General features: G+C 76.0%; 25 protein-coding genes. 7 read left to right on the top strand and 18 right to left on the bottom strand.

The genetic code is table 11. The features are described 5' to 3' along the window. Window positions 1–5: 5 nt before the first annotated feature. From ABQ292_RS05890 to ABQ292_RS05870, 5 genes are all read right to left on the bottom strand, one after another. The gene (locus tag ABQ292_RS05890; protein WP_369204210.1) at window positions 6–1,607 is read right to left on the bottom strand and encodes a carboxyl transferase domain-containing protein; all 1,602 of its coding nucleotides are present in this window, start codon (window positions 1,605–1,607) and stop codon (window positions 6–8) included. A gap of 79 nt (window positions 1,608–1,686) precedes the next feature. Continuing rightward, window positions 1,687–2,199: an Rv3103c transmembrane domain-containing protein gene (locus ABQ292_RS05885; RefSeq protein WP_369204208.1), complete on the bottom strand. Its 513-nt coding sequence runs from the start codon at window positions 2,197–2,199 to the stop codon at window positions 1,687–1,689. After that, window positions 2,196–3,092: a mechanosensitive ion channel family protein gene (locus tag ABQ292_RS05880; protein ID WP_369204206.1), complete on the bottom strand. Its 897-nt coding sequence runs from the start codon at window positions 3,090–3,092 to the stop codon at window positions 2,196–2,198. The genes ABQ292_RS05885 and ABQ292_RS05880 overlap by 4 nt, the downstream gene beginning before the upstream one ends. 65 nt (window positions 3,093–3,157) lie before the next feature. Next, window positions 3,158–3,937 carry a thioesterase family protein gene (locus ABQ292_RS05875; RefSeq protein ID WP_369204204.1) on the bottom strand — a complete coding sequence of 260 codons (780 nt, stop codon included), beginning with the start codon at window positions 3,935–3,937 and terminating at the stop codon, window positions 3,158–3,160. 42 nt (window positions 3,938–3,979) lie between these two features. Beyond that, on the bottom strand, window positions 3,980–4,348 hold the full coding sequence (locus ABQ292_RS05870; RefSeq protein WP_369204202.1) for a hypothetical protein: 369 nt from the start codon (window positions 4,346–4,348) through the stop codon (window positions 3,980–3,982). 147 nt (window positions 4,349–4,495) lie between these two features. Between ABQ292_RS05870 and ABQ292_RS05865 the strand changes: the two genes are divergently transcribed. Together ABQ292_RS05865 and ABQ292_RS05860 are read left to right on the top strand one after the other, a co-directional pair. After that, the gene (locus tag ABQ292_RS05865) at window positions 4,496–4,894 is read left to right on the top strand and encodes a VOC family protein (RefSeq protein ID WP_369204268.1); all 399 of its coding nucleotides are present in this window, start codon (window positions 4,496–4,498) and stop codon (window positions 4,892–4,894) included. A 98-nt stretch (window positions 4,895–4,992) separates the two neighbouring features. Then, window positions 4,993–6,021: an EamA family transporter gene (locus tag ABQ292_RS05860; RefSeq protein ID WP_369204200.1), complete on the top strand. Its 1,029-nt coding sequence runs from the start codon at window positions 4,993–4,995 to the stop codon at window positions 6,019–6,021. On the opposite strand, the gene ABQ292_RS05855 is transcribed toward ABQ292_RS05860, so the two are convergent. Next, window positions 6,014–6,178: a hypothetical protein gene (locus ABQ292_RS05855; protein ID WP_369204198.1), complete on the bottom strand. Its 165-nt coding sequence runs from the start codon at window positions 6,176–6,178 to the stop codon at window positions 6,014–6,016. The two genes, ABQ292_RS05860 and ABQ292_RS05855, sit on opposite strands and share 8 nt — an antisense overlap. Next, on the bottom strand, window positions 6,175–6,342 hold the full coding sequence (locus ABQ292_RS05850; RefSeq protein WP_369204196.1) for a hypothetical protein: 168 nt from the start codon (window positions 6,340–6,342) through the stop codon (window positions 6,175–6,177). The genes ABQ292_RS05855 and ABQ292_RS05850 overlap by 4 nt, the downstream gene beginning before the upstream one ends. 80 nt (window positions 6,343–6,422) lie before the next feature. Between ABQ292_RS05850 and ABQ292_RS05845 the strand changes: the two genes are divergently transcribed. After that, entirely contained in the window at window positions 6,423–7,364 is a 942-nt protein-coding gene (locus ABQ292_RS05845; RefSeq protein WP_369204194.1) for a siderophore-interacting protein, read from the top strand. A gap of 60 nt (window positions 7,365–7,424) precedes the next feature. Here the strand turns inward: ABQ292_RS05845 and ABQ292_RS05840 are convergent, their stop codons facing one another. The 6 genes from ABQ292_RS05840 to ABQ292_RS05815 all read right to left on the bottom strand — a co-directional run bounded on the left by ABQ292_RS05840 (window position 7,425) and on the right by ABQ292_RS05815 (window position 12,351). After that, window positions 7,425–8,264 (bottom strand): ABC transporter ATP-binding protein, encoded by an 840-nt coding sequence (locus ABQ292_RS05840; protein ID WP_369204192.1) that lies wholly within the window; start codon window positions 8,262–8,264, stop codon window positions 7,425–7,427. Continuing rightward, complete coding sequence (locus ABQ292_RS05835; RefSeq protein ID WP_369204190.1) at window positions 8,261–9,370, bottom strand: FecCD family ABC transporter permease; 1,110 nt, start codon at window positions 9,368–9,370, stop codon at window positions 8,261–8,263. Before ABQ292_RS05835 ends, ABQ292_RS05840 begins: the two co-directional genes overlap by 4 nt. Beyond that, complete coding sequence (locus ABQ292_RS05830) at window positions 9,367–10,449, bottom strand: FecCD family ABC transporter permease (RefSeq protein WP_369204188.1); 1,083 nt, start codon at window positions 10,447–10,449, stop codon at window positions 9,367–9,369. The genes ABQ292_RS05835 and ABQ292_RS05830 overlap by 4 nt, the downstream gene beginning before the upstream one ends. Before the next feature lie 65 nt (window positions 10,450–10,514). Continuing rightward, window positions 10,515–11,231 (bottom strand): mycothiol-dependent nitroreductase Rv2466c family protein, encoded by a 717-nt coding sequence (locus ABQ292_RS05825; RefSeq protein ID WP_369204186.1) that lies wholly within the window; start codon window positions 11,229–11,231, stop codon window positions 10,515–10,517. 154 nt (window positions 11,232–11,385) lie between these two features. Continuing rightward, on the bottom strand, window positions 11,386–11,880 hold the full coding sequence (locus ABQ292_RS05820) for a glutathione peroxidase (RefSeq protein ID WP_369204184.1): 495 nt from the start codon (window positions 11,878–11,880) through the stop codon (window positions 11,386–11,388). A gap of 75 nt (window positions 11,881–11,955) precedes the next feature. Then, the gene (locus tag ABQ292_RS05815; protein ID WP_369204182.1) at window positions 11,956–12,351 is read right to left on the bottom strand and encodes a DUF2237 family protein; all 396 of its coding nucleotides are present in this window, start codon (window positions 12,349–12,351) and stop codon (window positions 11,956–11,958) included. A gap of 175 nt (window positions 12,352–12,526) precedes the next feature. On the opposite strand from ABQ292_RS05815, the gene ABQ292_RS05810 reads away from it, so the two are divergent. Together ABQ292_RS05810 and ABQ292_RS05805 are read left to right on the top strand one after the other, a co-directional pair. Beyond that, a complete protein-coding gene (locus tag ABQ292_RS05810) occupies window positions 12,527–14,521 on the top strand; it encodes an acetoacetate--CoA ligase (RefSeq protein WP_369204180.1) in 1,995 nt (664 codons plus the stop codon). A 112-nt stretch (window positions 14,522–14,633) separates the two neighbouring features. Beyond that, window positions 14,634–15,635, top strand: coding sequence for an extracellular catalytic domain type 1 short-chain-length polyhydroxyalkanoate depolymerase (locus tag ABQ292_RS05805; RefSeq protein WP_369204178.1), 1,002 nt, complete (start codon window positions 14,634–14,636; stop codon window positions 15,633–15,635). Here the strand turns inward: ABQ292_RS05805 and ABQ292_RS05800 are convergent. The 3 genes from ABQ292_RS05800 to ABQ292_RS05790 are packed head-to-tail and all read right to left on the bottom strand — an operon-like array spanning window position 15,614 to window position 17,468. After that, on the bottom strand, window positions 15,614–16,303 hold the full coding sequence (locus tag ABQ292_RS05800) for an NUDIX domain-containing protein (protein ID WP_369204176.1): 690 nt from the start codon (window positions 16,301–16,303) through the stop codon (window positions 15,614–15,616). The two genes, ABQ292_RS05805 and ABQ292_RS05800, sit on opposite strands and share 22 nt — an antisense overlap. After that, entirely contained in the window at window positions 16,300–16,671 is a 372-nt protein-coding gene (locus ABQ292_RS05795; protein ID WP_369204174.1) for a DUF4406 domain-containing protein, read from the bottom strand. The genes ABQ292_RS05800 and ABQ292_RS05795 overlap by 4 nt, the downstream gene beginning before the upstream one ends. Then, window positions 16,668–17,468 carry a DeoR/GlpR family DNA-binding transcription regulator gene (locus tag ABQ292_RS05790; RefSeq protein ID WP_369204172.1) on the bottom strand — a complete coding sequence of 267 codons (801 nt, stop codon included), beginning with the start codon at window positions 17,466–17,468 and terminating at the stop codon, window positions 16,668–16,670. Before ABQ292_RS05790 ends, ABQ292_RS05795 begins: the two co-directional genes overlap by 4 nt. A gap of 155 nt (window positions 17,469–17,623) precedes the next feature. Here ABQ292_RS05790 and ABQ292_RS05785 point away from each other — a divergent pair, with 155 nt between their 5' ends. After that, window positions 17,624–18,880 (top strand): acyl-CoA dehydrogenase family protein, encoded by a 1,257-nt coding sequence (locus tag ABQ292_RS05785; RefSeq protein WP_369204170.1) that lies wholly within the window; start codon window positions 17,624–17,626, stop codon window positions 18,878–18,880. Window positions 18,881–18,935: 55 nt separating this feature from the next. On the opposite strand, the gene ABQ292_RS05780 is transcribed toward ABQ292_RS05785, so the two are convergent. Next, on the bottom strand, window positions 18,936–20,186 hold the full coding sequence (locus ABQ292_RS05780; protein WP_369204168.1) for an MFS transporter: 1,251 nt from the start codon (window positions 20,184–20,186) through the stop codon (window positions 18,936–18,938). Between the two features lie 78 nt (window positions 20,187–20,264). Between ABQ292_RS05780 and ABQ292_RS05775 the strand changes: the two genes are divergently transcribed. Then, the gene (locus ABQ292_RS05775; protein WP_369204166.1) at window positions 20,265–21,608 is read left to right on the top strand and encodes an MFS transporter; all 1,344 of its coding nucleotides are present in this window, start codon (window positions 20,265–20,267) and stop codon (window positions 21,606–21,608) included. A 36-nt stretch (window positions 21,609–21,644) separates the two neighbouring features. On the opposite strand, the gene ABQ292_RS05770 is transcribed toward ABQ292_RS05775, so the two are convergent. Further along, complete coding sequence (locus ABQ292_RS05770; protein ID WP_369204164.1) at window positions 21,645–23,381, bottom strand: glycoside hydrolase family 13 protein; 1,737 nt, start codon at window positions 23,379–23,381, stop codon at window positions 21,645–21,647. Window positions 23,382–23,387 lie beyond the last annotated feature (6 nt).

Here is a 23,387-nt window from a genome sequence, read left to right as displayed (position 1 = left end):
GGCGCTCACATCCGGAAGACGCCGTAGGAGACGTCGTCGAGGGGGGCCGAGGCGCAGGCTGACAGCGCCAGGCCGAGGACGGTGCGGGTGTCGGCGGGGTCGAGGACACCGTCGTCCCACAGCCGCGCCGTCGAGTAGTAGGGGTGGCCCTGCTGCTCGTACTGCGTGCGGATGGGCTCCTTGAAGGCCTCCTCGTCCTCGGCGCTCCACGCGTCGCCCAGCTGGTCGCGGCGCACGGTGGCGAGCACCGAGGCGGCCTGCTCGCCGCCCATCACCGAGATGCGGGCGTTGGGCCAGGTCCACAGGAAGCGGGGGGAGTAGGCCCGGCCGCACATCGAGTAGTTGCCCGCGCCGTAGGAGCCGCCGATCACCACGGTCAGCTTGGGCACCCGGGCGCAGGCGACGGCGGTGACCATCTTGGCGCCGTGCTTGGCGATGCCGCCGGCCTCGTAGTCGCGGCCGACCATGAAGCCGCTGATGTTCTGCAGGAACAGCAGCGGGATGCGCCGTCGGTCGCACAGCTGGACGAAGTGCGCGCCCTTGAGCGCCGACTCCCCGAACAGCACGCCGTTGTTGGCGACGATGCCCACCGGGTGCCCGTGCAGCCGGGCGAAGGTGGTCACCAGGGTGGGCCCGTAGAGCGCTTTGAACTCCTGGTGCTCCCCGCCGTCGACCAGCGTGGTGATCACGTCGCGGACGTCGTAGGGCGTGCGCGAGTCGACCGGCACGAGGTCGTAGAGGTCGGTCTGCGGGCGGACGGCGTCCCGCGGCGCCGCGACGTCCCAGGCCGGCGGGGCGGGCGGCGGGAGCGTGCCCACGATGCGGCGGACGATCTCCAGCGCGTGCTCGTCGTCGTCGGCCAGGTGGTCGGTGACGCCGGAGACGCGGCTGTGCAGGTCGCCGCCACCGAGGTCCTCGGCGCTGACCACCTCGCCGGTCGCGGCCTTCACCAGCGGCGGCCCGCCGAGGAAGATCGTGCCCTGCTCGCGGACGATCACCGACTCGTCGGCCATGGCCGGCACGTAGGCCCCGCCGGCGGTGCAGGAGCCGAGGACGGCGGCCACCTGCGGGATGCCCGCGGCGCTCATCGTGGCCTGGTTGAAGAAGATCCGGCCGAAGTGGTCGCGGTCGGGGAAGACCTCGTCCTGCTTGGGGAGGAACGCGCCGCCGGAGTCGACGAGGTAGACGCACGGCAGCCGGTTCTGGGCGGCCACCTCCTGCGCGCGCAGGTGCTTCTTCACCGTCATCGGGTAGTAGGTGCCGCCCTTGACCGTGGCGTCGTTGACGACGACCACGGCCGGCCGGCCGGCCACCCGGCCGATCCCCGTGATGATCCCGGCGCCGGGGGAGTCGCCGTCGTACATCCCCTCGGCGGCCAGCGGTGACAGCTCGAGGAAGGGGCTGCCGGGGTCGAGCAGGTGGGCGACCCGGTCGCGGGGGAGCAGCTTGCCGCGCTCGACGTGCCGGGCCCGCGCCGACGCCGACCCGCCGAGCGCGCGTTGCCGCAGCCGTTCGCGCAGGTCGGAGACCAGCGCCTCGTGCCGCGCGCGGGGCGACGCGGGCGCGGCCGGAGCTGCGGTCGCGGCGGCCTCGACGTCGGCTGCCATGGCGTCCTCCAGGGGTGTGCGGGGGTCGCCCCGGACGTTAACGGCCGTTCACGTCGGCTGTCCACGCGCGGGGGCGGGGTCAGCCCGTCGGCGTGGTCCCGGGGGTCGGCGCCGGCTCGGCGGGGGTCTGCGGCGCCTCGTCGGCGGTGGTGGGCGCGGTGGTCGCCGGCGCCTCGTCCGTCGGGTCCCCGGGCGTCGGGTCCGTCGGGTTCCCGCCGTCGGTCGTCGTCGGCCCGGTCGTCTCCCCGGTCGTCGGTCCGGTCGTCGGCCCGGTCGTCGTGGCGGGGGTGTCGTCGGTGGTCGGCGCGGTCGTCGTCGGTACCGGGGTCGTCGCCGGCGCGGGGGCCGGCGTGGTGACCCCGGGCGTCACGGTCCCTCCCGGGACGGCGGGCGTCGGCGGGCGGACGTAGAGGTAGAGCAGGCCCAGGCCCAGGAACAGCAGGGTCAGGACCACGGTCGAGGTGCGCGCGCGGCCGATGTGCCCGGGCACCCGGGAGCGGCCGGACAGGCCGAAGCGCCCGCGGGCCGCGGGGTCGCCGCCCGGGCTGTCGGGGCCGCGCTCGTCCGGGCGCGGCGCGCCGGGGACGGTCACGGCTTCGTCCCGGGGCGGCCACCGGCCGGTGCGCCCACGGGTTCGGGTGGCGGGGCCGGGGTGAGCGTGAGCCCGGCCCGGCGGAAGGCCACCACGATGCGCTCGCGCAGGTCGCGGCCCACCTCGAACTGGCGGCCGGGCAGCGTCCGGGCCACCACGCGCACGTTCACCTGCTCCAGGTCGATGCTCTCCACTCCCATGACGCTGGGCTCGTCGAGCAGCAGGCGGCGCAGCCCGGTGTCGGTGAAGGCCTCGTGGCCGACCTCGCGGAGGATCTCGTTGACCCGGTTGACGTCGGCCGTCGTCGGCACCGGGACGTCGACCACGGCGCGGGCCCAGTCGCGGGAGAGGTTGACGACCTTGACGATCTGTCCGTTCGGCACGGTGACCACCTCGCCGTCGGCCGAGCGCAGCCGCGTGACGCGCAGCGTGACGTCCTCGACCGTGCCGCTGGCCGGGTCCCCGCCGCCGACGACGGCGATCGAGACGACGTCGCCGAACCCGTACTGGCGCTCGGTGATGAGGAAGAAACCGGCCAGCACGTCGCCGACGATCCGCTGCGCGCCGAAGCCCAGGCCCACGCCGAGCACGGTGGCCGGCGCCACCAGCCCGGTGACCGGCACGCCGAGGCGCTCGAGCACGTAGAAGGCCGCCACCGTGTAGACGAGCACGATGAGCGACCAGGTGATCACCTGGGTCAGCGAGTGGCGGTGCTTGGCGGCCTCCGAGCGCACCAGCACGTCACCGCCGGTCGAGCGGGCGTCGATGCGGTCGGTGATCCGCGTGCCCACCCAGGTGGTGAACCGGGCGAGCAGCACCGAGCCCAGGACGATCAGCACGATCTCCAGGCCGCGGCCGGCGAGCCAGTCGAGCAGGTCGGTCAGTGGTCCCATGGCAGGTCACCTCCTCCGTCCTCGTCGGGTCGGCCCCATCCAACCGGTTCTCCCTGGCAGGACGCTCAGCGCGGCTCCACGAACAGCGACGCGACCGAGCGGCCGATCCGCCCGTCGGCGTCGTAGAGGTCGGCGCTGCACTGCCCGACGCCGGCCGGTCCGAGCGTCGTCGTGGCGTCCATGGCCAGCCACTCCCCGGCGGGTGGGCGGAACAGGGCGACGACGAGGTCGACGTTGGCGAACGTCACCCGCTCCCAGTCCAGCTCGGCGGAGATGCCGCTGGCCGCGTCGGACATCGCCACCAGGTGCTGCAGCGGCGTCATCGGCTCGCCCTCCACCAGCGCGCACCGCGGGCGGGTCCAGGTGGCCGCCGGACCGGGCTCGGCCAGCGAGCCCGAGGCCAGCCGCCACTCCAGCGCCCGGTGGTAGGCCACCGGCTCGGAGAACACGCCGAACTCGGTGGGCCCGGCGTCCTCCGGCGCGACGGGGTGCCGCCGCGGCGGGGAGACCGCCGATGCCCCACCGGAGCGCATCCGCCAGGCGGTGAGCCGCATGGCCGGCCGCCCGCCCGCGGTGAGCGTCGCCTCGACCAGCTCGATCCGCCGGCCCGGCCGCAGCACCCGGGCGGCCACCTGCACCGGTCCCACCGGCACCGGCCCGAGGACGTCGTAGGCCAGCCGCACGGTCTGCCCGCCGGGGATGCCGCTCGCGCGCTCGGCCTCCCGCGCCAGCAGCGCGGCGGGCGGCCCGGCGTGCTGGAGACGGGGGTCCCAGGGCCCGATGGTCAGCGCGGTGGCGAGGAGGCCGTCGCCGTCCGGGACGTAGAAGGCGGAGGGCAGGTCCACCCGGGCAGTCTGCCGCCGGCCCGGCAGGCGCGGCCGGTCAGGTCAGTCGCGGCGGGCCAGCCACAGCGCCGTCCCCAGCCAGACGGCGCCGCCGGCCGCGGCCAGCAGCCACAGCCAGCGCAGCGGCTCGCCGGCCGTCGACAGGTACAGCAGGACGGCGACGACGAGGACCGCCCCGCCCAGCGGGGTCGACCGCAGCAGCGTGCCGAGCGTGTCCGGACCCGGGACGGCGACGAACACGACCAGCGCGACGACGAAGAGGAAGGCGCAGAGGGCGGCGACGAACGCCGAGGTCACGCCGTACTGGGCGGGCAGCACGAGCGCGCCGAGACCGCCGGCGACCGCGCCCAGCGCCAGCCCGACCAGCGTCCGGCGGCGGCGCCGCGACCACGGCGGGCGGGGCTGGGTCACGCTCCCGAGGGTGCCCGCTCGAGGTCCCCGCCACCCGGACCCGCGCTGTGGTGTCCCCGACGCCGATGAGTTCGCGCCGGCCGGGGCGTCTGTGCTCCTGACGGGCCCGGAGGCGGGCCCACCGACGAAGGGGAGTCCCCCGTGCGCATGATCTTCCTGAACCTGCCGGTGACCGACCTGGCGGCCAGCCGCGCCTTCTACACCGCCCTCGGCTTCTCGATCAACGAGCAGTTCTCCGACGACGCGTCGGCCTCGGTGGTCGTCAGCGACGCGATCCACCTGCAGCTCCTGTCCCGCGACAGGTTCGCCGACTTCCTGCCCGAGGGCACCGCCACGGCCGACCCGCGGACGGCGACGGCGGCCCTGTACGCCCTGACCTGTGACAGCCGCGAGGAGGTCGACGCGATGGTCGAGAAGGCGGTGGGGGCCGGCGGCGGCACGTGGATGCCGGCGCAGGACCAGGGGTTCATGTACGGCTCGAGCTTCACCGACCCCGACGGGCACGTCTGGGAGGTCCTGTCGATGGAGCCGGGGAACGCACCGTGACGGCCGCACGCCACGGGGCGGTGCCGACAGCGCGACGGCGGCACCCGGGTCCGGTCGGGTAGGTGGCGTAACCCGCGACGACCGCTACAGTCGCGGACGTGCCGCACACCCGCCGCCCCGCCGTCGGCTACCTGCTCACCGTGGCCGCGGCGGGGCTGTTCGCCGTCAACGGCACCGTCTCGACGCTGGCGCTGCAGGCGGGGGTCCCGGCCACCTGGCTGACCGCCCTGCGCTGCGCGGGAGCGGCGGTCGGGCTGCTGGTCGCGCTGGCGGTCGTGGCGCCGCGGCGGCTGCGGATCACCTGGCGCGAGGTGCCCTTCCTCGCGGCGTTCGGCGTCGTCGGCGTGGCGCTGACCCAGTTCCTGTACTTCGTGGCCATCGGCCGGCTGCCGGTCGGCATCGCGCTGGTGTTCGAGATGACCGCGCCGGTCGGGATCGCGCTCTGGGTGCGCCTCGTGCGCCGGGAGCCGGTGCGCCCGCGGATCTGGCTGGCGCTCGGGCTGTCGCTGTCGGGGCTGGTCCTCGTGGCGCAGGTCTGGCAGGGCGGCGGCTCGCTCGACCCGCTCGGCGTCGCCGCCGGCCTCGCCGCGGCGGTGTGCCTGGCCACCTACTACCTCATGGGCGAGCGGGGGACGGTGACCCGCGACCCGGTCACGCTCACCACCTGGACCTTCGTGGCCGCCGGTCTCTTCTGGGCCGTCGTCGCGCCGTTCACGCCGTTCCAGCCCGCCGTGCTCGGCGAGCGGGTGCCCGTCTCGCTGGGGGAGCTCACCCTGCCGCTGTGGCTGCTGGTGCTGTGGATCGTCGTCCTGGGGGCCATCGCGCCGTTCTGGCTCTCAATCGCGGCGCTGCGCCACCTGCCGCCCACGACCGCCGGGCTGGTGGCCACCGTCGAGCCGGTGTTCGCCTCCGTCGTCGCCTGGCTGTGGCTCGAGCAGGTGCTCACCGGCTGGCAGGTGGCCGGCGGGCTCGTCGTCCTGACCGGCATCGCCCTGGCCCAGACCGCGCGCGCGACCGCGGCCGCGCAGACGGCGGCGCCCCTCCCGGAGACACCGGCGCCCGGCCCCCTCCAGGGCACCGCCCCGAGCTTGCGAGGGGTGGAGGGGAGGGGGTCCTTCCTCAGGTGACCTCCTGCGCGTCCGACAGCCAGCCGGCCAGCCGCTCCGTGTAGCGGGCCTGCGCGGAGTGGTCCATGCCGACGTACTCCCACGGGCGCACCTGCCCGGCCTGCGCGGCCGGCAGCAGCTCGTAGGTCGGCCGGGTGGCCATCTCCTCCGGTGTCATGGCGCCGCGCAGCGAGTAGCTTCGCCCGTCGCGGCCCCCGCCTCGGACCCGGTGCCCGAGCCGGCGCAGGCGCCGGCGGCGAGCAGCGCCGCCACGGTGAGGGAGGCGCCGATCAGGCGCGGTGGTCGGGACACCAGGGTCTCCTCGCAGTCGGGCGGGGGCATTCTCCCGAGGGTGCCGCAGAGGTTAGCCTTGCCTTACCTACGGTCCGCACGGACCGTGCCGAGGCAGAGCGGAGACCGGAGTGACGACGACCGTGGCGCCGTTGGCGGTGGCCGAGCTGCCGCAGTGGCTGTTCTTCGAGACCGTCGTCGCCCGCGTGCGGCGACTCGGTCCGAGCGCGGTGCGCATCACCCTGACCGGCCCGCGGCTGGGCGACTTCGGCGTCGCCGGTGACGACCAGCGGGTCAAGCTCGTGCTCGCCCCCGACCCCACGGCGCTGACCGGGCTGCAGGCCGCAGGCGGCGAGTGGTACCCGGCGTACTGCGCGCTGGCCGAGGAGCGGCGCCCGGTGCTGCGCACCTACACCGTCCGCGCCGCCCGGCCCGAGCAGGCCGAGGTCGACCTCGACGTCGTCCTGCACGGGGTCGGGGAGGGGCACGCCGGCCCGGCCGCGACCTGGGCCGCGTCGGCGCGTCCCGGCGACCCGATGGTGCTGATGGGTCCCGACCGGCCCGGCCGCGGCCGCGCGTGGGGCGTCGAGTGGGCGCCGCCGGCCACCGCGACCTGCCTGCTCATGGCCGGCGACGAGACGGCGGTGCCCGCGGTGAGCGCCGTCCTGGAGGGCCTGCCGCCGGTGCCCGGACGTCGCGTCGTCGCCGTCCTCGAGGTGCCCGAGCCGGGTGATGCGCAGGACCTGGTGCTGCCCGAGGGCGTCACCGTGCACTGGCTGTTCCGCCAGGGCCGCGCCCGCGGCGAGCTGGTGGTGCCCGCGGTGCACGCCGCACTCGTCGACCTCGGCATCGCCGCGGCCCCCGCCCCGGCACCGGAGGACGTCGACCTCGACGCCGGGCTGCTGTGGGAGGTGCCCGAGGACCCGGGTGCGGCCACCGGCTGCTACGCCTGGCTGGCCGGGGAGGCGGGCGTGGTCAAGCAGCTGCGCCGCCACCTGGTCGGCGACCTCGGCGTCGACCGGCGCGCGGTCGCGTTCATGGGCTACTGGCGCGACGGCGTCGCGGAGAACTAGCGGCCCCCTGCAGGGTCCCGCCGCGAGCCTGCGAGTGGTGGGGGACAGGGGGGTCCTTCCTCACCGCAGGCGGCGGACGGGGACCACCATCGGCGTCCCGGCCACCGGGTCGGGCACCACGCGGGCCTCGAGGTCGAAGACGTCGGCCAGCAGCTGCTCGGTGAGCACCTCGTGCGGCGTCCCCGAGGCCACCAGGACGCCGTCGTGCATCGCCACCAGCCGGTGCGCGTAGCGGGCGGCGAGGTTGAGGTCGTGCAGCACGACGACGACGGTGCGGCCGCGCTCGGCGTGCAGCCCGGCCACCAGCTCCAGGACGTCGATCTGGTGCGAGAGGTCCAGGTAGGTCGTCGGCTCGTCGAGCAGGAGCAGGTCGGTGCCCTGCGCCAGCGCCATGGAGATCCACGCCCGCTGCCGCTGCCCGCCGGAGAGCTCGTCGACCGGGCGGTCGGCCAGGTCGGTCATGTCGGTCCAGGACAGCGCCTCGGCCACCACCGCCTGGTCCTCGGTCGACCACTGGCGCAGCCAGCTCTGGTGCGGGTGCCGCCCGCGGGCCACCAGGTCGGCGACGGTGAGCCCCGCGGGGGCGACCGGGGTCTGCGGCAGCAGGCCGAGGACGCGGGCGACCTCGCGGGTCGGCGTCCGGGCGATCGAGCGGCCGTCGAGCAGCACCTGCCCGGCCCGCGGGCGCAGCAGCCGGCCCAGCGCCCGCAGCAGCGTGGACTTGCCGCAGCCGTTGGGGCCGACGATCGCGGTGAACGAGCCGTCGGTGAGCCGCAGGTCCAGGTCGCGGACGACGACGCGCTCGTCGTAGGCGAGGGTCACCGACTCCGCGGCGAGACGGACCGGTCCGTCCGGGGTCGGCGCGGACAGGTGCGGCGCCGCGGTGGCAGGAGTGGTCATGCGAGGGTCCGCCTCCCGCGGACGAGCAGCCAGAGCAGGTAGGGCGCGCCGATCGCGGCGGTGAGGATGCCGACGGGCAGCGCGTGGGGCAGGACGGTCCGGGTGAGCAGGTCGGCGCCCACGACCAGCGCCGCGCCGAGCAGCCCGGAGGCCAGCAGCGGGGGCCGCGAGCCACCGGTCAGCCGGACGGCGACCTGCGGGACGATCAGCGCGACGAAGGCGACCGGCCCGGCCGCGGCCACCGCCGTCGCCACCAGCAGGACGGCGACCACCACGACCACGCCCTGCGCCCGCGCCAGCCGCACGCCGAGCCCGCGCGCGGTGTCGTCGCCGAACTGGAGCACGCCCAGGACGCGGCCGGCGGCCAGCGCGAGCGGGACGAGGACCAGCAGCGACAACGCCAGCGGCGCGGCCTGCTCCCAGGTGCGGGCGTCGAGCGAACCGGTGATCCACACGTAGGCGGCCGCGGCGTCGTGGATCTCGGCGCGGGTGAGCAGCCAGTCGGTGAGCGCCTGGGCGATCGACCACAGCGCGATGCCGACCAGCACCAGCCGGTAGCCGTCGATGCCCGCGCGCCAGGCGAGGGTGAACAGCAGTGCCCCGACGACCAGTGCGCCGAGCAGCGCGGCCAGCGGGACGCCGAGGCCGCCGAGCAGCGCGCCGGTCGAGCCGCCGCCGCTCAGCACGATCGCCGCCACCGCACCGACCGAGGCGCCCTGGGTGATGCCGAGGACGTCGGGGGAGGCCAGCGGGTTGCGCGCGAAGGTCTGGAACAGCGCCCCGGCCAGGCCGAGCGCCAACCCGACCAGCGCGCCGACCACCGTGCGCGGCGCGCGCAGCTCCAGCACGATGAACGCCTGCGCCCGGTCGCCGGCGCCCACCAGGGTCCGCAGCACGTCGCCCAGGCCGAGCGGGTAGTCGCCGCGGCCGAGGCTGACCGCGCCGAGCAGCACGACCACGGCGAACGCGACCAGGGGGACGACGACCGACCGCCAGCGGAACCGCGCCGAGACCGGGCCGACCCGCACGATGACGGCCCGGCCGGCCGGGCGCCCACCGGGGTCGGGCGGCGTCGTCTGCCGGACGGTGTCGACGGTCGCGGTCACAGCGCCGCCGTCCGCCGGCGGCGCACCAGCGCCACGAAGACCGGCCCGCCGACCAGCGCGAGCACGATGCCGACCTGCAGCTCACCGGGCCGGGCGACCAACCGCCCGACCACGTCGGCGGCGAGCAGCAGCACCGCGCCGAGCAGGGCGGAGCAGGGCACCAGCCAGCGGTGCGCCGGGCCGGTGAACGCCCGGACGGCGTGCGGCACGACCAGGCCGACGAAGGCGATCGGCCCGCAGGCGGCCGTGGCGGCGCCGGCGAGCAGGGTGCACGCGCCGAGTCCGACCAGCCGGGCCGGCCAGATGCGCTGGCCCAGGCCGCGGGCGACGTCCTCGCCCATGCCGAGCAGGTCCAGCGCCGGGGCGTTGAGCAGGGCGAGGACCAGGCCGGCGACGATGAAGGGGGCCACCTGCCAGGCGACGTCGGCGCCGCGGCCGGCCAGCGCGCCGACCACCCAGAAGCGGAACGCGTCGAGGGAGTTCGAGTCGCTGACCAGCATCGCCCGGACCAGCGCGAACAGCAGCGCGGTCAGCGCCGAGCCGGCCAGCGCGAGGGTGACCGGGGTGGGCCCGCCGCGGCCGGCCGAGCCGAGCACGTAGACGGCGACGGTGCCGCCCAGCGCCCCGGCGAAGGCGAACCAGACGTACCCGGCCGGGGTGCCGACGCCGAGCAGCACGATCGCCAGGACGACGGCGAAGGCGGCCCCGGCGGTGATGCCGAGCAGCCCGGGGTCGCCGAGCGGGTTGCGGGTGTGGCCCTGGACGAGCACGCCGGAGACGCCGAGGGCGGCCCCGACCATGAGGCCGAGCACCGTGCGCGGGACCCGCAGGTCCCAGACGACGACCGCCTCCTCCGTGCGCAGCGAGCGGTCGGTGAGGACCTGCCACACGGTGCCGAGGTCGAGCGGGCGGCTGCCGAGGGTGATGCTCGCGGCGCACGCCGCGACCAGCAGGACGACGAGGGCGAGCAGGCCGAGCACCCGCCGCCGGGTCCGCGAGGCACGTGCCGTCCGCGCCGGACCCGATGTGCCGCCCGCCGGGGTCACCGCGGGGGCGCGGGTGGCACTGGGCACGGGCACCGGGCAGCTCCGGACGGTCGGCTTCGGTGAGGCTCACCTTACCCGGCGTCCCGGTCGCCGTCCGGTCAGCGCTTCAGGCGGCGGCTGCCCCCGTGCCAGTCCTCCTGCACACCGACGTCCCCGGTGGTCACGCCGAAGGAGGGCAGCTGCGGCCGCTCGCGCAGGCTGCGCTTGAGCTCGGCGAAGCCGGGGAAGCGGGCCAGCCCGACGACGTGGTCCCACAGCGCCGCGGCCTCGTCCTCGCCCGGCAGCCGGCTGATGACCGGGCCGAAGAAGGCCACGCCCGCCGGCGGCTCGAAGTGCAGGATCGGCGTCCCGACGTCGCGGCCGGTCAGCTCCAGCGCCTCGTCGGTCTCGGCCTGGACCACGGCGTCGCGGCTCTCGTCGTCCAGGGCGTCGGCGAGGTCGAGCGGCAGGCCGGCCCGCTCCAGCACCGGCTCGAGGTACGCGCGGGTGCCGCGGGCCCCCGCCGTCCCGGGGCGGTCGGGCTCGGTCTCGAAGACGCGCCCGCCCAGGGTCTCGTAGAGGGTGCCGACGGCGGCCCGCCCGTGCTCCTCGCGGGTGCGGGCGGCCACCCGCAGCAGCCGCAGGCCCGCGGTGTGGCCGGCCTCGTACTCCGGGGGGAAGTGGCTGTCGTAGTCGACGTGCGCGTTGAGCAGCCGCAGCGAGATGAACCGCCAGTCGACGTCGTACTCCCGCTGGGCGGCGACCGTGCGCACCCACCTGCTGGTCATCCAGGCGAACGGGCAGACGGGGTCGAAGTAGAAGTGCAGGTCGGCCATGCCCTCCATGCTGGCCCGGTGGTCGCGGCCCGGCCGCCCGAGCACGGGCCGCGTGCCGCCGCGACCACTGCAGCCGACCACGACGCCCCAGGAGGAGCGCCGGACGGGCCGCGACCCGCGGGAGACGCCCGCGATCCGCCGTCCGGCCGGGCGGTCAGCGGGGGAGGAGCGCCTCGATCGCCGTCCGGACCTCGGGCGCGGCCGGGTCGGTCGTCGGGCGGAACCGGGCGACCACCTCGCCGTCCCCGGTGAGCAGGAACTTCTCGAAGTTCCACTGCACCGGGCCGGCCTCGCCCGAGCCGTCGGGGGCCGCGGTCAGCTGCCGGTAGACCGGGTGCGCGTCCTCGCCGTTGACCTCGACCTTCTCGGTCATCGGGAAGCTGACGCCGTAGGTGGCCGAGCAGAACCCGGCGATCTCCTCGGCGGTGCCCGGCTCCTGCCCCGCGAACTGGTTGCACGGCACGCCGACGACGGTGAAGCCGCGCGGGCCGTACTCCCGCTGGAGCTGCTCGAGCTGGGTGTACTGCGCGGTGAGCCCGCACCGGCTGGCCACGTTCACCACCAGGGCGGGCCGGCCGCCGGTGAGCGCGCCGAGCGTGGTGGCCTCGCCGCGCAGGGTCGAGACGGACAGGTCGAGCAGATCGGACACGTGGTGCTCCTCGTGGTCACCGGCGGTGCGAACGCCTCGGCGCCGGGGGTGGGACGGCTTCTCCCGCGCGGCCGTTCAGTCCAGGTCGCTGATGTCGTCGGGCACGTCGACGGCGTGCTGGCGCAGGGCGGTCAGCGGGACGATCTCCAGCGCCCGGGCGTTGGTCGCCGCCAGCACGACGCCGGCCGCCGCGCCCGCCCGGTAGGCCTGCAGCCACCGCGCGGCCACCACGCACCACCGGTCGCCCGGCCGCAGCCCCGGGAAGCCGTACTCCGGCCGCGGGGTGGTGAGGTCGTTGCCCAGCTCGCGCTGCAGCGTCAGGAACTCCTGCGAGACGACGGCGCACACGGTGTGGCTGCCCAGGTCCTGCGCACCCGTGCGGCACGAGCCGTCGCGGTAGAACCCGGTGAGCGGTTCGGTGCCGCACGGCTCCAGCTCGTCGCCCAGCACGTTGCGCTCCGGCTCGGTCACGCGCTGATCGTCGCAGAGGAACGGGTGGCGGCGCCCGTCCGCGGGCCCGGCCGCCGCTGCGGCGACCGGCGTCGGCCATGCCCCACCAGCGGGGTCGGCAGCCGGGCAGGGGAGCGGGACGGTGCCGGGTCGATCCGGCTCCCCCGCGGCCGGTGGCGGGTGGCAGGGTGCCGCTGTGACCGCTGACACCTCCGCCGTCCCGGTGCTCTGGCAGCCCACCCCGGAGACCCGGGAGGCGACCCGGCTCGCGGGGTTCGCCCGCGAGGCGGCCGCCCGCCGTGGCCTCGACCTCGACCCCACCGACTACGACGCCGTATGGCGTTGGTCGGTCGAGCACCTCGACCAGTTCTGGGCCGACGTCGCCGAGTGGTCCGGCGTGCTGCCCGGCGTCCCCGACGACCGGGTGCTGACCCGCCGCGGGATGCCCGGCGCCGGGTGGTTCCCCGGGACGACGGTCAACTACGCCGAGCAGGCGCTGCGGCACGCCACCGGCGGGGCCACCCGCTCCGGAGACGTCGCGCTGATCGCCGTCGCCGAGGACGCCGATCCCGTCGAGGTCCCCTGGGCGCAGCTGCGCGAGCAGGTCGGCGCGTTCGCCGCCACGCTGCGCCGGCTGGGCGTGCAGCGCGGTGACCGCGTCGCCGGCTACCTGCCCAACGTCCCCGAGGCGGTGGTCGCCTTCCTCGGCGCAGCGTCGATCGGTGCGGTGTGGTCCTCGTGCGCGCCCGACTTCGGCACCCGCGCCGTCCTCGACCGGTTCGCCCAGATCGAGCCCACCGTGCTGGTCGCCGTCGACGGGTACCGCTTCAACGGCAGGCCCCACGACCGGCGCGGCGTCATCGCCGAGCTGCGCGCGGCCCTGCCCAGCGTGCGGACGACGGTCGCCGTCCCCCGGCTCTTCCCGGACGAGGTGCCCGACGGCGCGCTGCCCTGGGCGGAGGCGGTGGGCGAGCCGCAGGAGCCGCGGTTCGAGCCGCTGCCCTTCGACGCCCCGCTGTGGATCGTCTACTCGTCCGGGACGACCGGGCTGCCCAAGGGCATCGTGCACGGCCACGGCGGCGTCGTCCTCGAGCAGCACAAGCAGCTGGGCCTGCACGGCGACGTCGGGCCCGGCGACCGCTTCTACTGGTACGCCTCCACCGCCTGGATCATGTGGAACATCGCCACGTCGGCGCTGCTGCGCGGCGCCACCGTGGTGGTGCACGACGGGGCGCCCGCGTACCCGTCGGTCGACGCGCAGTTCGCCCTCGCCGCCCGCACCGGCATCACCTACCTGGGCACCAGCGCCGGGTACCTCACCGCCTGCGAGAAGGCGGGCATCCGGCCGGGGGAGACCCACGACCTGTCGGCGCTCCGGACCATCGGCTCCACCGGCTCGCCGCTGCCGGCCTCGGCGTTCCACTGGGTCTACGACGCCGTGCGGAGCGACGTCTTCCTCGCCTCGGTCTCCGGCGGCACGGACGTCGCCACCGGCTTCATCGGCAGCACGATGCTGCTGCCGGTGACCGCCGGTGAGCTGCAGCGGCCGATGCTCGCCGTCGCCGCCGCCGCGTGGGACGAGGAGGGCCGGCCGGTCACCGGGGAGCTCGGGGAGCTGGTCGTCACCGAGCCGATGCCCTCGATGCCGCTGTACTTCTGGAACGACCCGGGCGGCGTGCGCTACCGCGAGGCCTACTTCGAGCCCTGGCCCGGCGTCTGGCGGCACGGCGACTGGATGGAGGTCACCGAGCGCGGCACCTGCCTGATCACCGGCCGGTCGGACTCGACGCTCAACCGCGGCGGCGTGCGCATGGGGACGGCGGACATCTACGCCGCCGTCGAGTCGGTCCCGGAGGTGCTCGACTGCGTCGTCCTCGGCGTCGAGCAGCGCGACGGCGGCTACTGGATGCCGCTGTTCGTGCAGCTCGCGGAGGGGGAGGAGCTCACCGACGAGCTGCGGGACCGGATCCGCGCCGCCATCCGCAGCCAGGCCAGCCCGCGGCACGTGCCCGACGAGGTGCTCGTCGTCCCCGGGGTCCCGCACACCCGCACCGGCAAGCGGCTGGAGGTGCCGCTCAAGCGGCTGTTCCAGGGCGTGCCGCCGGAGAAGGCGGTCAACACCGGGGCGGTCGACGACGCCGCGCTGGTCGAGCACTACGTCGCCCTGGCCCGGGAGCGCGGCACCCGCTGAAGGAGGACCCCGCTGCCCCCACCACTCGCACGCTCGCGGCGGGTCCCTGCAGCGCGGCCGGTGACCGGCGTCATACCGTGGGCGGGTCCCGTCCCGAGGCGGAGGAGTCCCCGTGCGGCGTGCCCTCCTGCGACTGCTGCTCGTCCCGGCCCTCGTGGCCGCCGGCGTGCTCACCGCGGGGCCCGCGGCCGCGGCCGGGCCGGTGCGGGTGACCGACTTCGGGCCGAACCCCGGCGCGCTGGAGATGTACGCGTACCGGCCGGCCGGGCTCCCCTCGGGCGCGCCGGTCGTCGTCGCGCTGCACGGCTGCACCCAGGACGCCGCCGGCTACGCCCTCGGCTCGGGGTGGCCGGAGCTGGCCGACCGGTGGGGGTTCACCGTCGTCCTGCCGCAGCAGGTGGCCGCCAACAACGCCAACCGGTGCTTCAACTGGTTCGAGCCCGGCGACGTCACCCGCGGCCGGGGCGAGGTGGCCTCGATCCGCAGCATGGTGGCGCACGCGGTCACCGCGTACGGAGCCGACCCGGGGCGGGTCTTCGTCAGCGGGCTGTCGGCCGGCGGGGCGATGAGCGCGGCCCTGCTCGCCGCCTACCCCGACGTCTTCGCGGCCGGGTCGGTCCTCGCCGGCGTCCCCGTCGGCTGCGCCGACGACCTGTTCTCCGCGGTCGCCTGCATGACCGTGTCCGGGCAGCGGACGCCGGGGCAGTGGGCGGCCGCGGTCCGCGCGGCGGCGCCGGCGGGGACGACGGAGTGGCCGGAGGTCTCCGTCTGGCACGGCACCGACGACCGCACCGTGAACCCGGCCAACGCGCTCGACCTGCGCGACCAGTGGACGGCGGTGCACGGCCTCCCGCAGGTGCCGGCGTCGACCACCGCGCTGCCCGCCGGCACCACCCGCCACCGCTACGCCGACGCCGACGGCACCGTGCGCGTCACCACCTACACCGTCGCCGGCATGGGGCACGCCGCGCCCAACGACCCCGGCACCGGCCCCCGGCAGTGCGGCCGTCCGGCCCAGTACTTCGCCGACACCGTCTGCTCGAGCTGGTACGACGGCGTGAGCTGGGGCCTCGACCGGCCCGGCGGCGCGCCCTACCGCCCGGCCCGGCTCTGACGGTCGCGGAACGGGCCCCGCAGCACCGCCCACTGCAGCAGCAGGATCGTCTTCGCGTCGGCGATCCGGCCGTCGTCCACCCGGGCCAGCGCCTCGTCGACGTCCAGCTCGAGCACCTCGATGTCCTCGCCCTCGTCGGCGAGCCCGCCGCCGGCGGACACCCGGTCGGCGGGCGTGTAGCTCCCGGCGAAGCAGGCCACCCGCTCGGTCACCGACCCCGGGCTGGTGGACACGTCGAACACCCGCGTCAGCTCCCCGACCACCACGCCGAGCTCCTCCTCGGCCTCGCGGCGGATCGCCGTCTCCGGGTCCTGGTCGTCGAGCAGCCCCGCGGCGGTCTCGACCAGCATCCCGTCGGGGGAGCCGTTGACGTAGGCGGGGAAGCGGAACTGCCGGGTGAGCAGCACCGTCCGGCGCGCGACGTCGTACAGCAGCACCGTCGCGCCGTTGCCGCGGTCGTGGGTCTCCCGCTGCTCGGTGCTCCAGCGGCCGTCGCGGCGGCGGTGGTCGAACGTCGTCCGGCGCAGCACGTACCAGCTGCTGGAGAGCACCTCGACGTCGCGGACGACGACGTCGGGGTTGCCGGTGAGGTCGCGACCGGCGCGGTCCAGCCCGGTCCGCCCGCGGGCGTCGGGGACGTCGACGCCCGGGACGCCCACGGCGGTCACCGCGCCACCGCCGGCACCTCGGCGAGGCTGGTGTGGACCGCCGCGCCGCGGGCCCGGGCCAGCGCCACCATCTCGTCGGACCCGGCCGAGGCGCCGGGCAGCCGCAGGACGGCGTCGACGCGGGCGACCAGCCGCCGGCCCATCGGGTGGAACACCTCGTCGAAGGCGGCGTCACCCACCCGCGTGGACCCGGCCAGCTCCGCGAGCGGGAGTGCCAGGTCCTCCCCGTTGACGGCGAGGTGACCGGCGCGGAACAGCGCGAGGCAGGCCTCCTGGATGGCGCGGTGGTTGGCCGCGATCAGCGCCGGGTCGTCGCCGGTGCCCCCGCGGTAGGGTCCGGCGACCAGGATCATCAGGGACTGGCTCATGCGAGCACGACCTCCACGTCGGCGTTCTCGAGAGCGGCGAGGGTGTCCTGCGCCGCGGGGGTGAGCTGCGGGTCGCGGGCGCTGGCGTCGGTGACCAGGCGTCCGACGGCGTCGAGCGGCGCGACGGAGGCGAAGGCGCGGACGCCGAGCTTGGAGGCGTCGGCGACGACGAGGCCGGTGCGCGCCCGCTCGAGGGCGACCTGCTTGACCGCGGCGTCCTCCAGGGTGAACTCCGACCAGCCCGCCGCGGCGCTGACCGCCCCGATCGACATGACGAAGACGTCGAAGGTCAGCTGCCGCAGCACCGCGGCGGTCAGCGGGCCGGCCAGGCTGCGCTCGCCCGGCCGGGACTCCCCGCCCACCACCAGCAGCCGGACGCCGGGCCGGTCGGCGAGCACCTCGGCCACGGGCAGGCTCAGCACCGCGGCGGTGAACGGGCCCTCTCCCGCGGCGGCGCGGTCGGCCAGCGCCCGCGCCACGTGCACGGTCGTCGTCCCGGCGTCGAGCAGCACGGTCGACCCCGGCGCGACGAGCGCCGCGGCGGCCCGGCCGATGCGGTCCTTGAGTCCGGCCTGCCAGCCCGCCCGCGCCGCGAAGCCGGCGGCGCTCTCGGGCTCGGCGACCGCGACGGCGCCGCCCCGCACCCGCTCGACCAGCCCGCGGACCTGCAGCGCGTCGAGGTCGCGGCGGACGGTCATCTCCGAGACACCGAGCCGGGCGGCGAGGTCGGCCAGCGACGCACGGCCGGCGTTGCGCACCAGCCGCAGCGTCACGTCGAGTCGGTCGGGGACGGCCACGGGCGCAGTACTACCAGACCCGTGTGAGATGTGTGAAGTACTTGTGAGGTCATCCGGCCGGAGGTCCCGTCGGTTCCACTGCCGCCGGTGCGTGGTGCCCGGCGGCGGCCCGCAAGGTGGACGCGATCCCCGCCGCCGAGGAGAGGTCCGCGACGATGACGTCGACCCAGGACCGCCCCACCGAGCTGCTCGAGCCGGAGCCGCCGGCGCTCCTGGCGCCGTGGCACACCCCCGAGCGGGAGGCGCTGCAGCAGCAGGCCCGCCGCCTCGCCCACGACGAGGTGCTCCCGGTGGCCAACGAGCTCGACCCGCGGAAGGGGCTGCTCCCGGAGTCACTGCTGGCGCGCCTGGCCGAGCTCGGGTACTTCGGCATCACCGTGCCGGCCGAGCACGGCGGCCTGGGCCTGGGCGTCTTCGAGTACTGCATGGTCTCCGAGGAGCTGGCCCGCGCCTGGATGGGCAGCGCGAGCATCCTGGCCCGCTCCCAGGGCCTGGGCACCACGGTGCCCGACGCCGGCCGCCGCGCCGACCTGCTGGCCCGGAGCGCCCGCGGCGAGTGGATCGGCGCCATCGCGCTGTCCGAGCCCGACGCCGGCTCCGACCTCGCCGGCGTGCGCACCCGCGCCGTCCGGGAGGGGGACGAGTGGGTGGTCACCGGCCGCAAGCGCTGGTGCGGCAACGCCGAGGCCGCCGACTTCATCCAGGTGCTCGTGCGCGTGCGCGACCCGGAGCCCGGCGAGTCCCGGTCGCGCGGCCTGGCCAACCTGCTGCTGGAGAAGGAGCGCGGCTCGTTCCCCGCGGGCCTGACCGGGACGCCGATCGACAAGGTCGGCTACCACGGGTTCCTGACCTGGGACATGGTCTTCGACGGCGTGCGCATCCCGGCCGGCAACGAGCTGGCCGACCCGGGCAGCTCCGGCGGCGGCGACGGGCCGGAGACCGCCCGCGCCGGGTTCGCCGAGGCGCAGCGCTTCCTCAACACCGCCCGCGTGCACACCGCCGCCCGCGCCGTCGGCCTGGCCCGGGCCGCGCTCGAGGACTCGATCGTCCACCTGCAGGAGCGCGAGCAGTTCGGCCACCCGATCGGCGACTTCCAGGCGCTGCGCTTCGCCGTCGCCGGGATGGCCGCGCAGGTGGAGCAGTCGCGCGCCTCCTACCGGCAGGTGGCCCACCTGCTCGACCTCGCCGTCCCGAGCGAGCGCGAGGCGGCGATGGTCAAGCTCGAGGCCACCGAGATGGCGGTGCGGGTGACCAACCAGGCCATGCAGCTGCACGGCGGCAACGGCTACACCACCGAGCGCCAGGTCGAGCGCACTGGCGACGCCCGGCTGACCACGATCTTCGAGGGCACCAGCGAGATCCAGGAGCGGATCATCAGCGACCGCCTGCTGCCTCGCAGCCCGCTGACCTGAGAACCCCGGCCGAGCGTGTGCGCCGGCGCGACGCTCCGGGCCCCGACGCGCGGCCTCAGCGCACCCGCTCGGCGGCGACGGCCTCCCCGTCGGCGTGCGCCACGTGCCCGAGCTGGCGCCACAGGAGCGCGAGCAGCACCGCCGACCCGGCGAAGGCGAACCAGAACGGCCCGGTCACGCCCCAGACCCGCGCGATGACCCCGCCCAGCGCCTGGCCGACGACGATGCCGCCGAAGACGCCCATCGCGTACAGGCTCCCGACCCGCCCCTGCAGCCCGACCGGCACCGCGCGCATCCGCACCGTGCGCGACGTCGTCCCCCACACGAAGGCGTGCGCCCCGAAGACGGCCAGCACCGCCATCGCCACCCACGGGGTGGTGGTCAGCGCGAGGCCGAGGTGCGTCGACGTCTCGACGACCAGGCCGACGCGCATCAGGTGCGCCAGGCCGACGTGCCGCTCGAGCCAGTCGTAGGACGCCGTCCCCACGATCCCGCCGACGGCGACCACGGTCGTCAGCAGTCCGAAGCCGGCGGCGCCCAGGCCGAGCCGCTGGTCGGCGTAGAGCACCAGCACCGACCAGGCCGCGCCGTAGGTGACGTTGAACAGGACGATCGTGAGCGTCAGCGTGCGGACGGCGGGGTTGCCCCACGTCCAGCGCAGTCCCTCGGCGACGTCGCGCCGCACCGTGGCCCGCTCGGCGGGCCGGGTCGCCGCCGGCAGCCGCATCCGCGACACCAGCACCGCGCCGAGCGCCACGAGCACCGCCTGGGCGGCGAACGGCCAGGCGGCACCGGCGGCGAAGAGCAGGCCCCCGACGGCCGGGCCGGCCAGCTGGTTCATCGTCAGCGTGCCGGCGGTCAGGCGGGCGTTGCCGATGCCCAGGTCCGCGCGCGGCACGACCATCGGCAGGAGCGTGCCCGACGCGGTGTCGGCGAAGACCTCGGCGGCGCCCAGCACGAACAGCGCCCCCAGGACGGCGGCGATCCCGACGTCGCCGGTGGCCAGGGCGAGGACCAGGACGGCGAGCACGCCGGCGCGGGCGAGGTCGACGGCGACCACCAGCGCCCGGCGGTCCACCCGGTCGGCGAGGACGCCGGCGTGCAGGCCGAGCAGCAGCCACGGCAACTGCTGCAGCAGGGCGGCCAGCGCGACGAGCAGCGGGTCGCTGGTGAGGCCGGCCACCAGCAGCGGCCCGGCCGCGACCGCGACGCCGTCCCCGAGGTTGCTCACCCAGGACGAGGCGACCAGCCAGCGGAACGGGGTCCCCATCCGGGCCGGCAGCACCGCCTCGACCAGTCCCCCCACGAGGTCCGGACCGTAGACGCCGGCGCGGGGGCTGTCGTCCCGGAAACCGGGTGCGTCCTGTCGGTGGCCCCCGGCAGCATGACCGCACCACCCGGCACGGTGCCGGGGACCGACGAGGAGGGGGAGATGGCCGGCCTGCCGCGCGCGCTCGCGCCCCTGCGCTCCCGCTCCTACCGCCTGCTGGCCTCGTCGATGGGCCTGTCGCTGTTCGCCCAGGGGCTGTGGACGGTCGCGCTCGTCTGGCAGGTCGTCGCGCTCGGCGGGGGTCCCGGGGCGCTGTCCCTGGCCACCGCGCTCTCCGCCGCCGGCATGCTGGCGAGCACGCTGCTCGGCGGCGCCCTGGCCGACCGGGTGCCGCAGCGGCGCATCCTGCTCGCGGTCGCGCTGCTGCAGACGGCCGCCGTCGGCGCGGTCGCCCTGCTCTCGCTGGCCGGCGCGCTGGCGCTCGGTCCGCTGGCCGCGGCGTCCCTGGCCGGTGGGTTGGCGACGGGGCTGTACTACCCGGCCTACTCGGCGCTGGTGCCCGCCGTCGTCCCGCCCGCCGAGCTGCTGGCCGCCAACGGACTGGAGGGCGTCGTGCGCCCGGCGCTGGCGATGGCCGCCGGCCCGGCGGCCGGGGGCCTGCTGGTGGCCGCGTTCTCGCCGGGTGCCGCGCTGGCGGCGACGGCGCTGACCCAGGCCGCCGCGGCCGCCTGCGTCGCGGCCCTGCCGACCGTCCCGGTCCGCCGGGACGACGGCGACCGCCCGGGGCTGCTGGCCGACGTCCGCGAGGGCGTGTCCTACATGGTCCGCACGCCCTGGCTGCTGGCCACGCTGCTGTTCGCCTCCCTGATGGTCCTGGTGATCATCGGCCCGTTCGAGGTGCTCGTCCCGTTCGCCGTGCGCGACCGGGCCGGCGGTGGCCCGGCCGAGCACGCCTGGGTGCTGGCCGCCTTCGGGATCGGTGGCGCCGTCGGGTCGGCCGTCGTCGCCTCGCTGCGGCTGCCGCGCCGCTACCTCACGGTGATGAACCTGATGTGGGGCGCCGGATGCATCCCGCTGGTCGTGTTCGGCTGGACGTCGGACCTGTGGGTCATGATCGCGGCGGCCGGGGTGCTCGGGGCGGCGTTCGAGGCCGGCACGGTCATCTGGGGCACGCTGCTGCAGCGGCGGGTGCCCCCGGCGCTGCTCGGCCGGGTCTCCAGCCTCGACTTCTTCGTCTCGATGGCGTTCATGCCCCTGTCGATGGCGCTGGCCGGCCCGGTCAGCGCGGCGATCGGCCTGACCGGCACCTTCCTGCTCGCCGGGCTCGTCCCGCCGGTCCTCGCCGTCGTCGCCGTCCTGGCCTGGCGGCTGCCGGCCGACGAGGTGGCCCACCCCCTGGACCTGCCCGTCGAGGAGCCCACGGAGGAGCCCGCCGGGACGGTCGGCGCGCCCGCCTGAAGGGGGAGGACCCCGTCCCCCTCACCCGTCGCAGGCTCAGGGTGAGCCTCCGGACGGGGCCGCCGACGGCAGGCGCAGCACGCGGGCCTCCCACGGGCGCAGCACCGCCGGGTCGTCCCCGGGCAGGTTCCCGAGGACGACCTCGCCGTCCACGGCCTCCGGGAGCAGCCCGGCCAGGTCCTGGACCGAGCCGCTGACGTTGCAGACGACGAGCAGCGTGTCGCCGTCCAGGGAGCGGGTGAACGCGTACACCTCGTCGTGCTCGGGCAGCAGCATCGTGAAGTCGCCGAGCGCCACCACCGGCAGGTCGTGCCGCAGCGCGACCAGCCGCCGGTGGTGGGCGAACACCGAGGTCGGGTCGGCGCGCTGGGCCTGCGCGTTCCACTCGGTGTGGTCGGGGTTGACGGCGATCCACGGCGTCCCGGTGGTGAAGCCGGCGTTCGGCGAGGCGTCCCACTGCACCGGCGTGCGCGCGTTGTCGCGGCTCATCCGGCGCAGGACCGCCAGCACCTCGGCCGGGTCGGCGCCGTGCGCGACCGCCTGGACGTGGTGGTTGAGCGACTCGACGTCCCGGAACTGCTCGAGCGCGGTGAACGGGTGGTTGGCCATCCCGATCTCCTCGCCCTGGTAGACGTAGGGCGTCCCGCGGTGCAGGTGCAGCAGCGTGGCCAGGCAGGTCGCGGAGTCGCGGCGGAACCGCGGCGAGTCGTCGCCGAAGCGGGACACCGCCCGCGGCTGGTCGTGGTTGTCCCAGTAGAGGGAGTTCCAGCCGACGTCGGCCAGGCCGGCCTGCCAGCGGCCGAAGGAGGCCTTGAGGTCGCGCATCCGCAGCGGCCTGGGGTGCCACTTGGACCCCTCGAAGTCCAACTGCACGTGCTCGAACTGGAACACCATGTCCACCTCGGCCCGCGCCGGGTCGGTGTAGAGGCGGGCCTGCTCGGTGGTGACGCCCGGCATCTCGCCGACCAGCAGCAGCTGCTCGGGGTGGCCGGCGAACACCTCGCGGTGCATCTCCTGCAGGTACTCGTGGATGCGCGGGCCGTTGGAGAAGAACGGCGTCCCGTCGCCGTAGGGCAGGCCGGGCAGCTGCGGTCCGTCGGGCAGCGAGCCGTCCGGCGCGACCGCCTTGCTGATCATGTTGATGACGTCCATGCGGAAGCCGTCGACCCCGCGGTCGAGCCACCACCGCATCATCGCGTACACGGCGTGCCGGACCTCCGGGTTCTCCCAGTTGAGGTCGGGCTGCTTGGCGGCGAACAGGTGCAGGTAGTACTCGCCGCTGGCCTCGTCGAGCTGCCAGGTCGGACCCGAGAAGTGCGAGTGCCAGTTGGTCGGCTCGGCCCCCGGAGTCCCGGCCGCCATGCCGGCGCGCGGCGGCCGCCACCAGTACCAGTCCCGCTTCGGGGAGTCCGTGGACGACCGGCTCTCCACGAACCACGGGTGCTCGTCGCTGGTGTGGTTGACCACCAGGTCCAGGACCAGCCGGATCCCGCGCGCGTGCAGGGCCGCGACGAGCTGGTCGAGCTGAGCGAGCGTGCCGAACAGCGGGTCGACGTCCTGGTAGTCGCTGATGTCGTAGCCGTTGTCGGCCTGCGGCGAGGGGTAGACCGGCGAGAGCCAGACGACGTCGACGCCGAGGTCGGCCAGGTGGTCGATCCGCTGCAGGATGCCGCCGAGGTCGCCGACCCCGTCGCCGTCGGAGTCCTGGAACGAGCGCGGGTAGACCTGGTAGACGACGGCGCGGGTCCACCACGGGTGGTCGGCGGCGGGCATGCCGCC

Source organism: Geodermatophilus maliterrae, from assembly GCF_041018925.1.
Classification (GTDB): Bacteria; Actinomycetota; Actinomycetes; order Mycobacteriales; family Geodermatophilaceae; genus Geodermatophilus; species Geodermatophilus maliterrae.
Note: the sequence above shows the minus strand (reverse complement) of the source record. Positions and strands in the feature narration are given on the sequence as shown.

Coding starts and splice junctions, on each gene's coding strand:
- ABQ292_RS05890 (WP_369204210.1), bottom strand. CDS start 1,607: ATGGCAGCCGACGTCGAGGCCGCCGCGACCGCAGCTCCGGCCGCGCCC.
- ABQ292_RS05880 (WP_369204206.1), bottom strand. CDS start 3,092: ATGGGACCACTGACCGACCTGCTCGACTGGCTCGCCGGCCGCGGCCTG.
- ABQ292_RS05865 (WP_369204268.1), top strand. CDS start 4,496: ATGATCTTCCTGAACCTGCCGGTGACCGACCTGGCGGCCAGCCGCGCC.
- ABQ292_RS05855 (WP_369204198.1), bottom strand. CDS start 6,178: ATGACACCGGAGGAGATGGCCACCCGGCCGACCTACGAGCTGCTGCCG.
- ABQ292_RS05850 (WP_369204196.1), bottom strand. CDS start 6,342: ATGCCCCCGCCCGACTGCGAGGAGACCCTGGTGTCCCGACCACCGCGC.
- ABQ292_RS05840 (WP_369204192.1), bottom strand. CDS start 8,264: ATGACCACTCCTGCCACCGCGGCGCCGCACCTGTCCGCGCCGACCCCG.
- ABQ292_RS05825 (WP_369204186.1), bottom strand. CDS start 11,231: ATGGCCGACCTGCACTTCTACTTCGACCCCGTCTGCCCGTTCGCCTGG.
- ABQ292_RS05795 (WP_369204174.1), bottom strand. CDS start 16,671: ATGAGCCAGTCCCTGATGATCCTGGTCGCCGGACCCTACCGCGGGGGC.
- ABQ292_RS05785 (WP_369204170.1), top strand. CDS start 17,624: ATGACGTCGACCCAGGACCGCCCCACCGAGCTGCTCGAGCCGGAGCCG.
- ABQ292_RS05775 (WP_369204166.1), top strand. CDS start 20,265: ATGACCGCACCACCCGGCACGGTGCCGGGGACCGACGAGGAGGGGGAG.
- ABQ292_RS05770 (WP_369204164.1), bottom strand. CDS start 23,381: ATGCCCGCCGCCGACCACCCGTGGTGGACCCGCGCCGTCGTCTACCAG.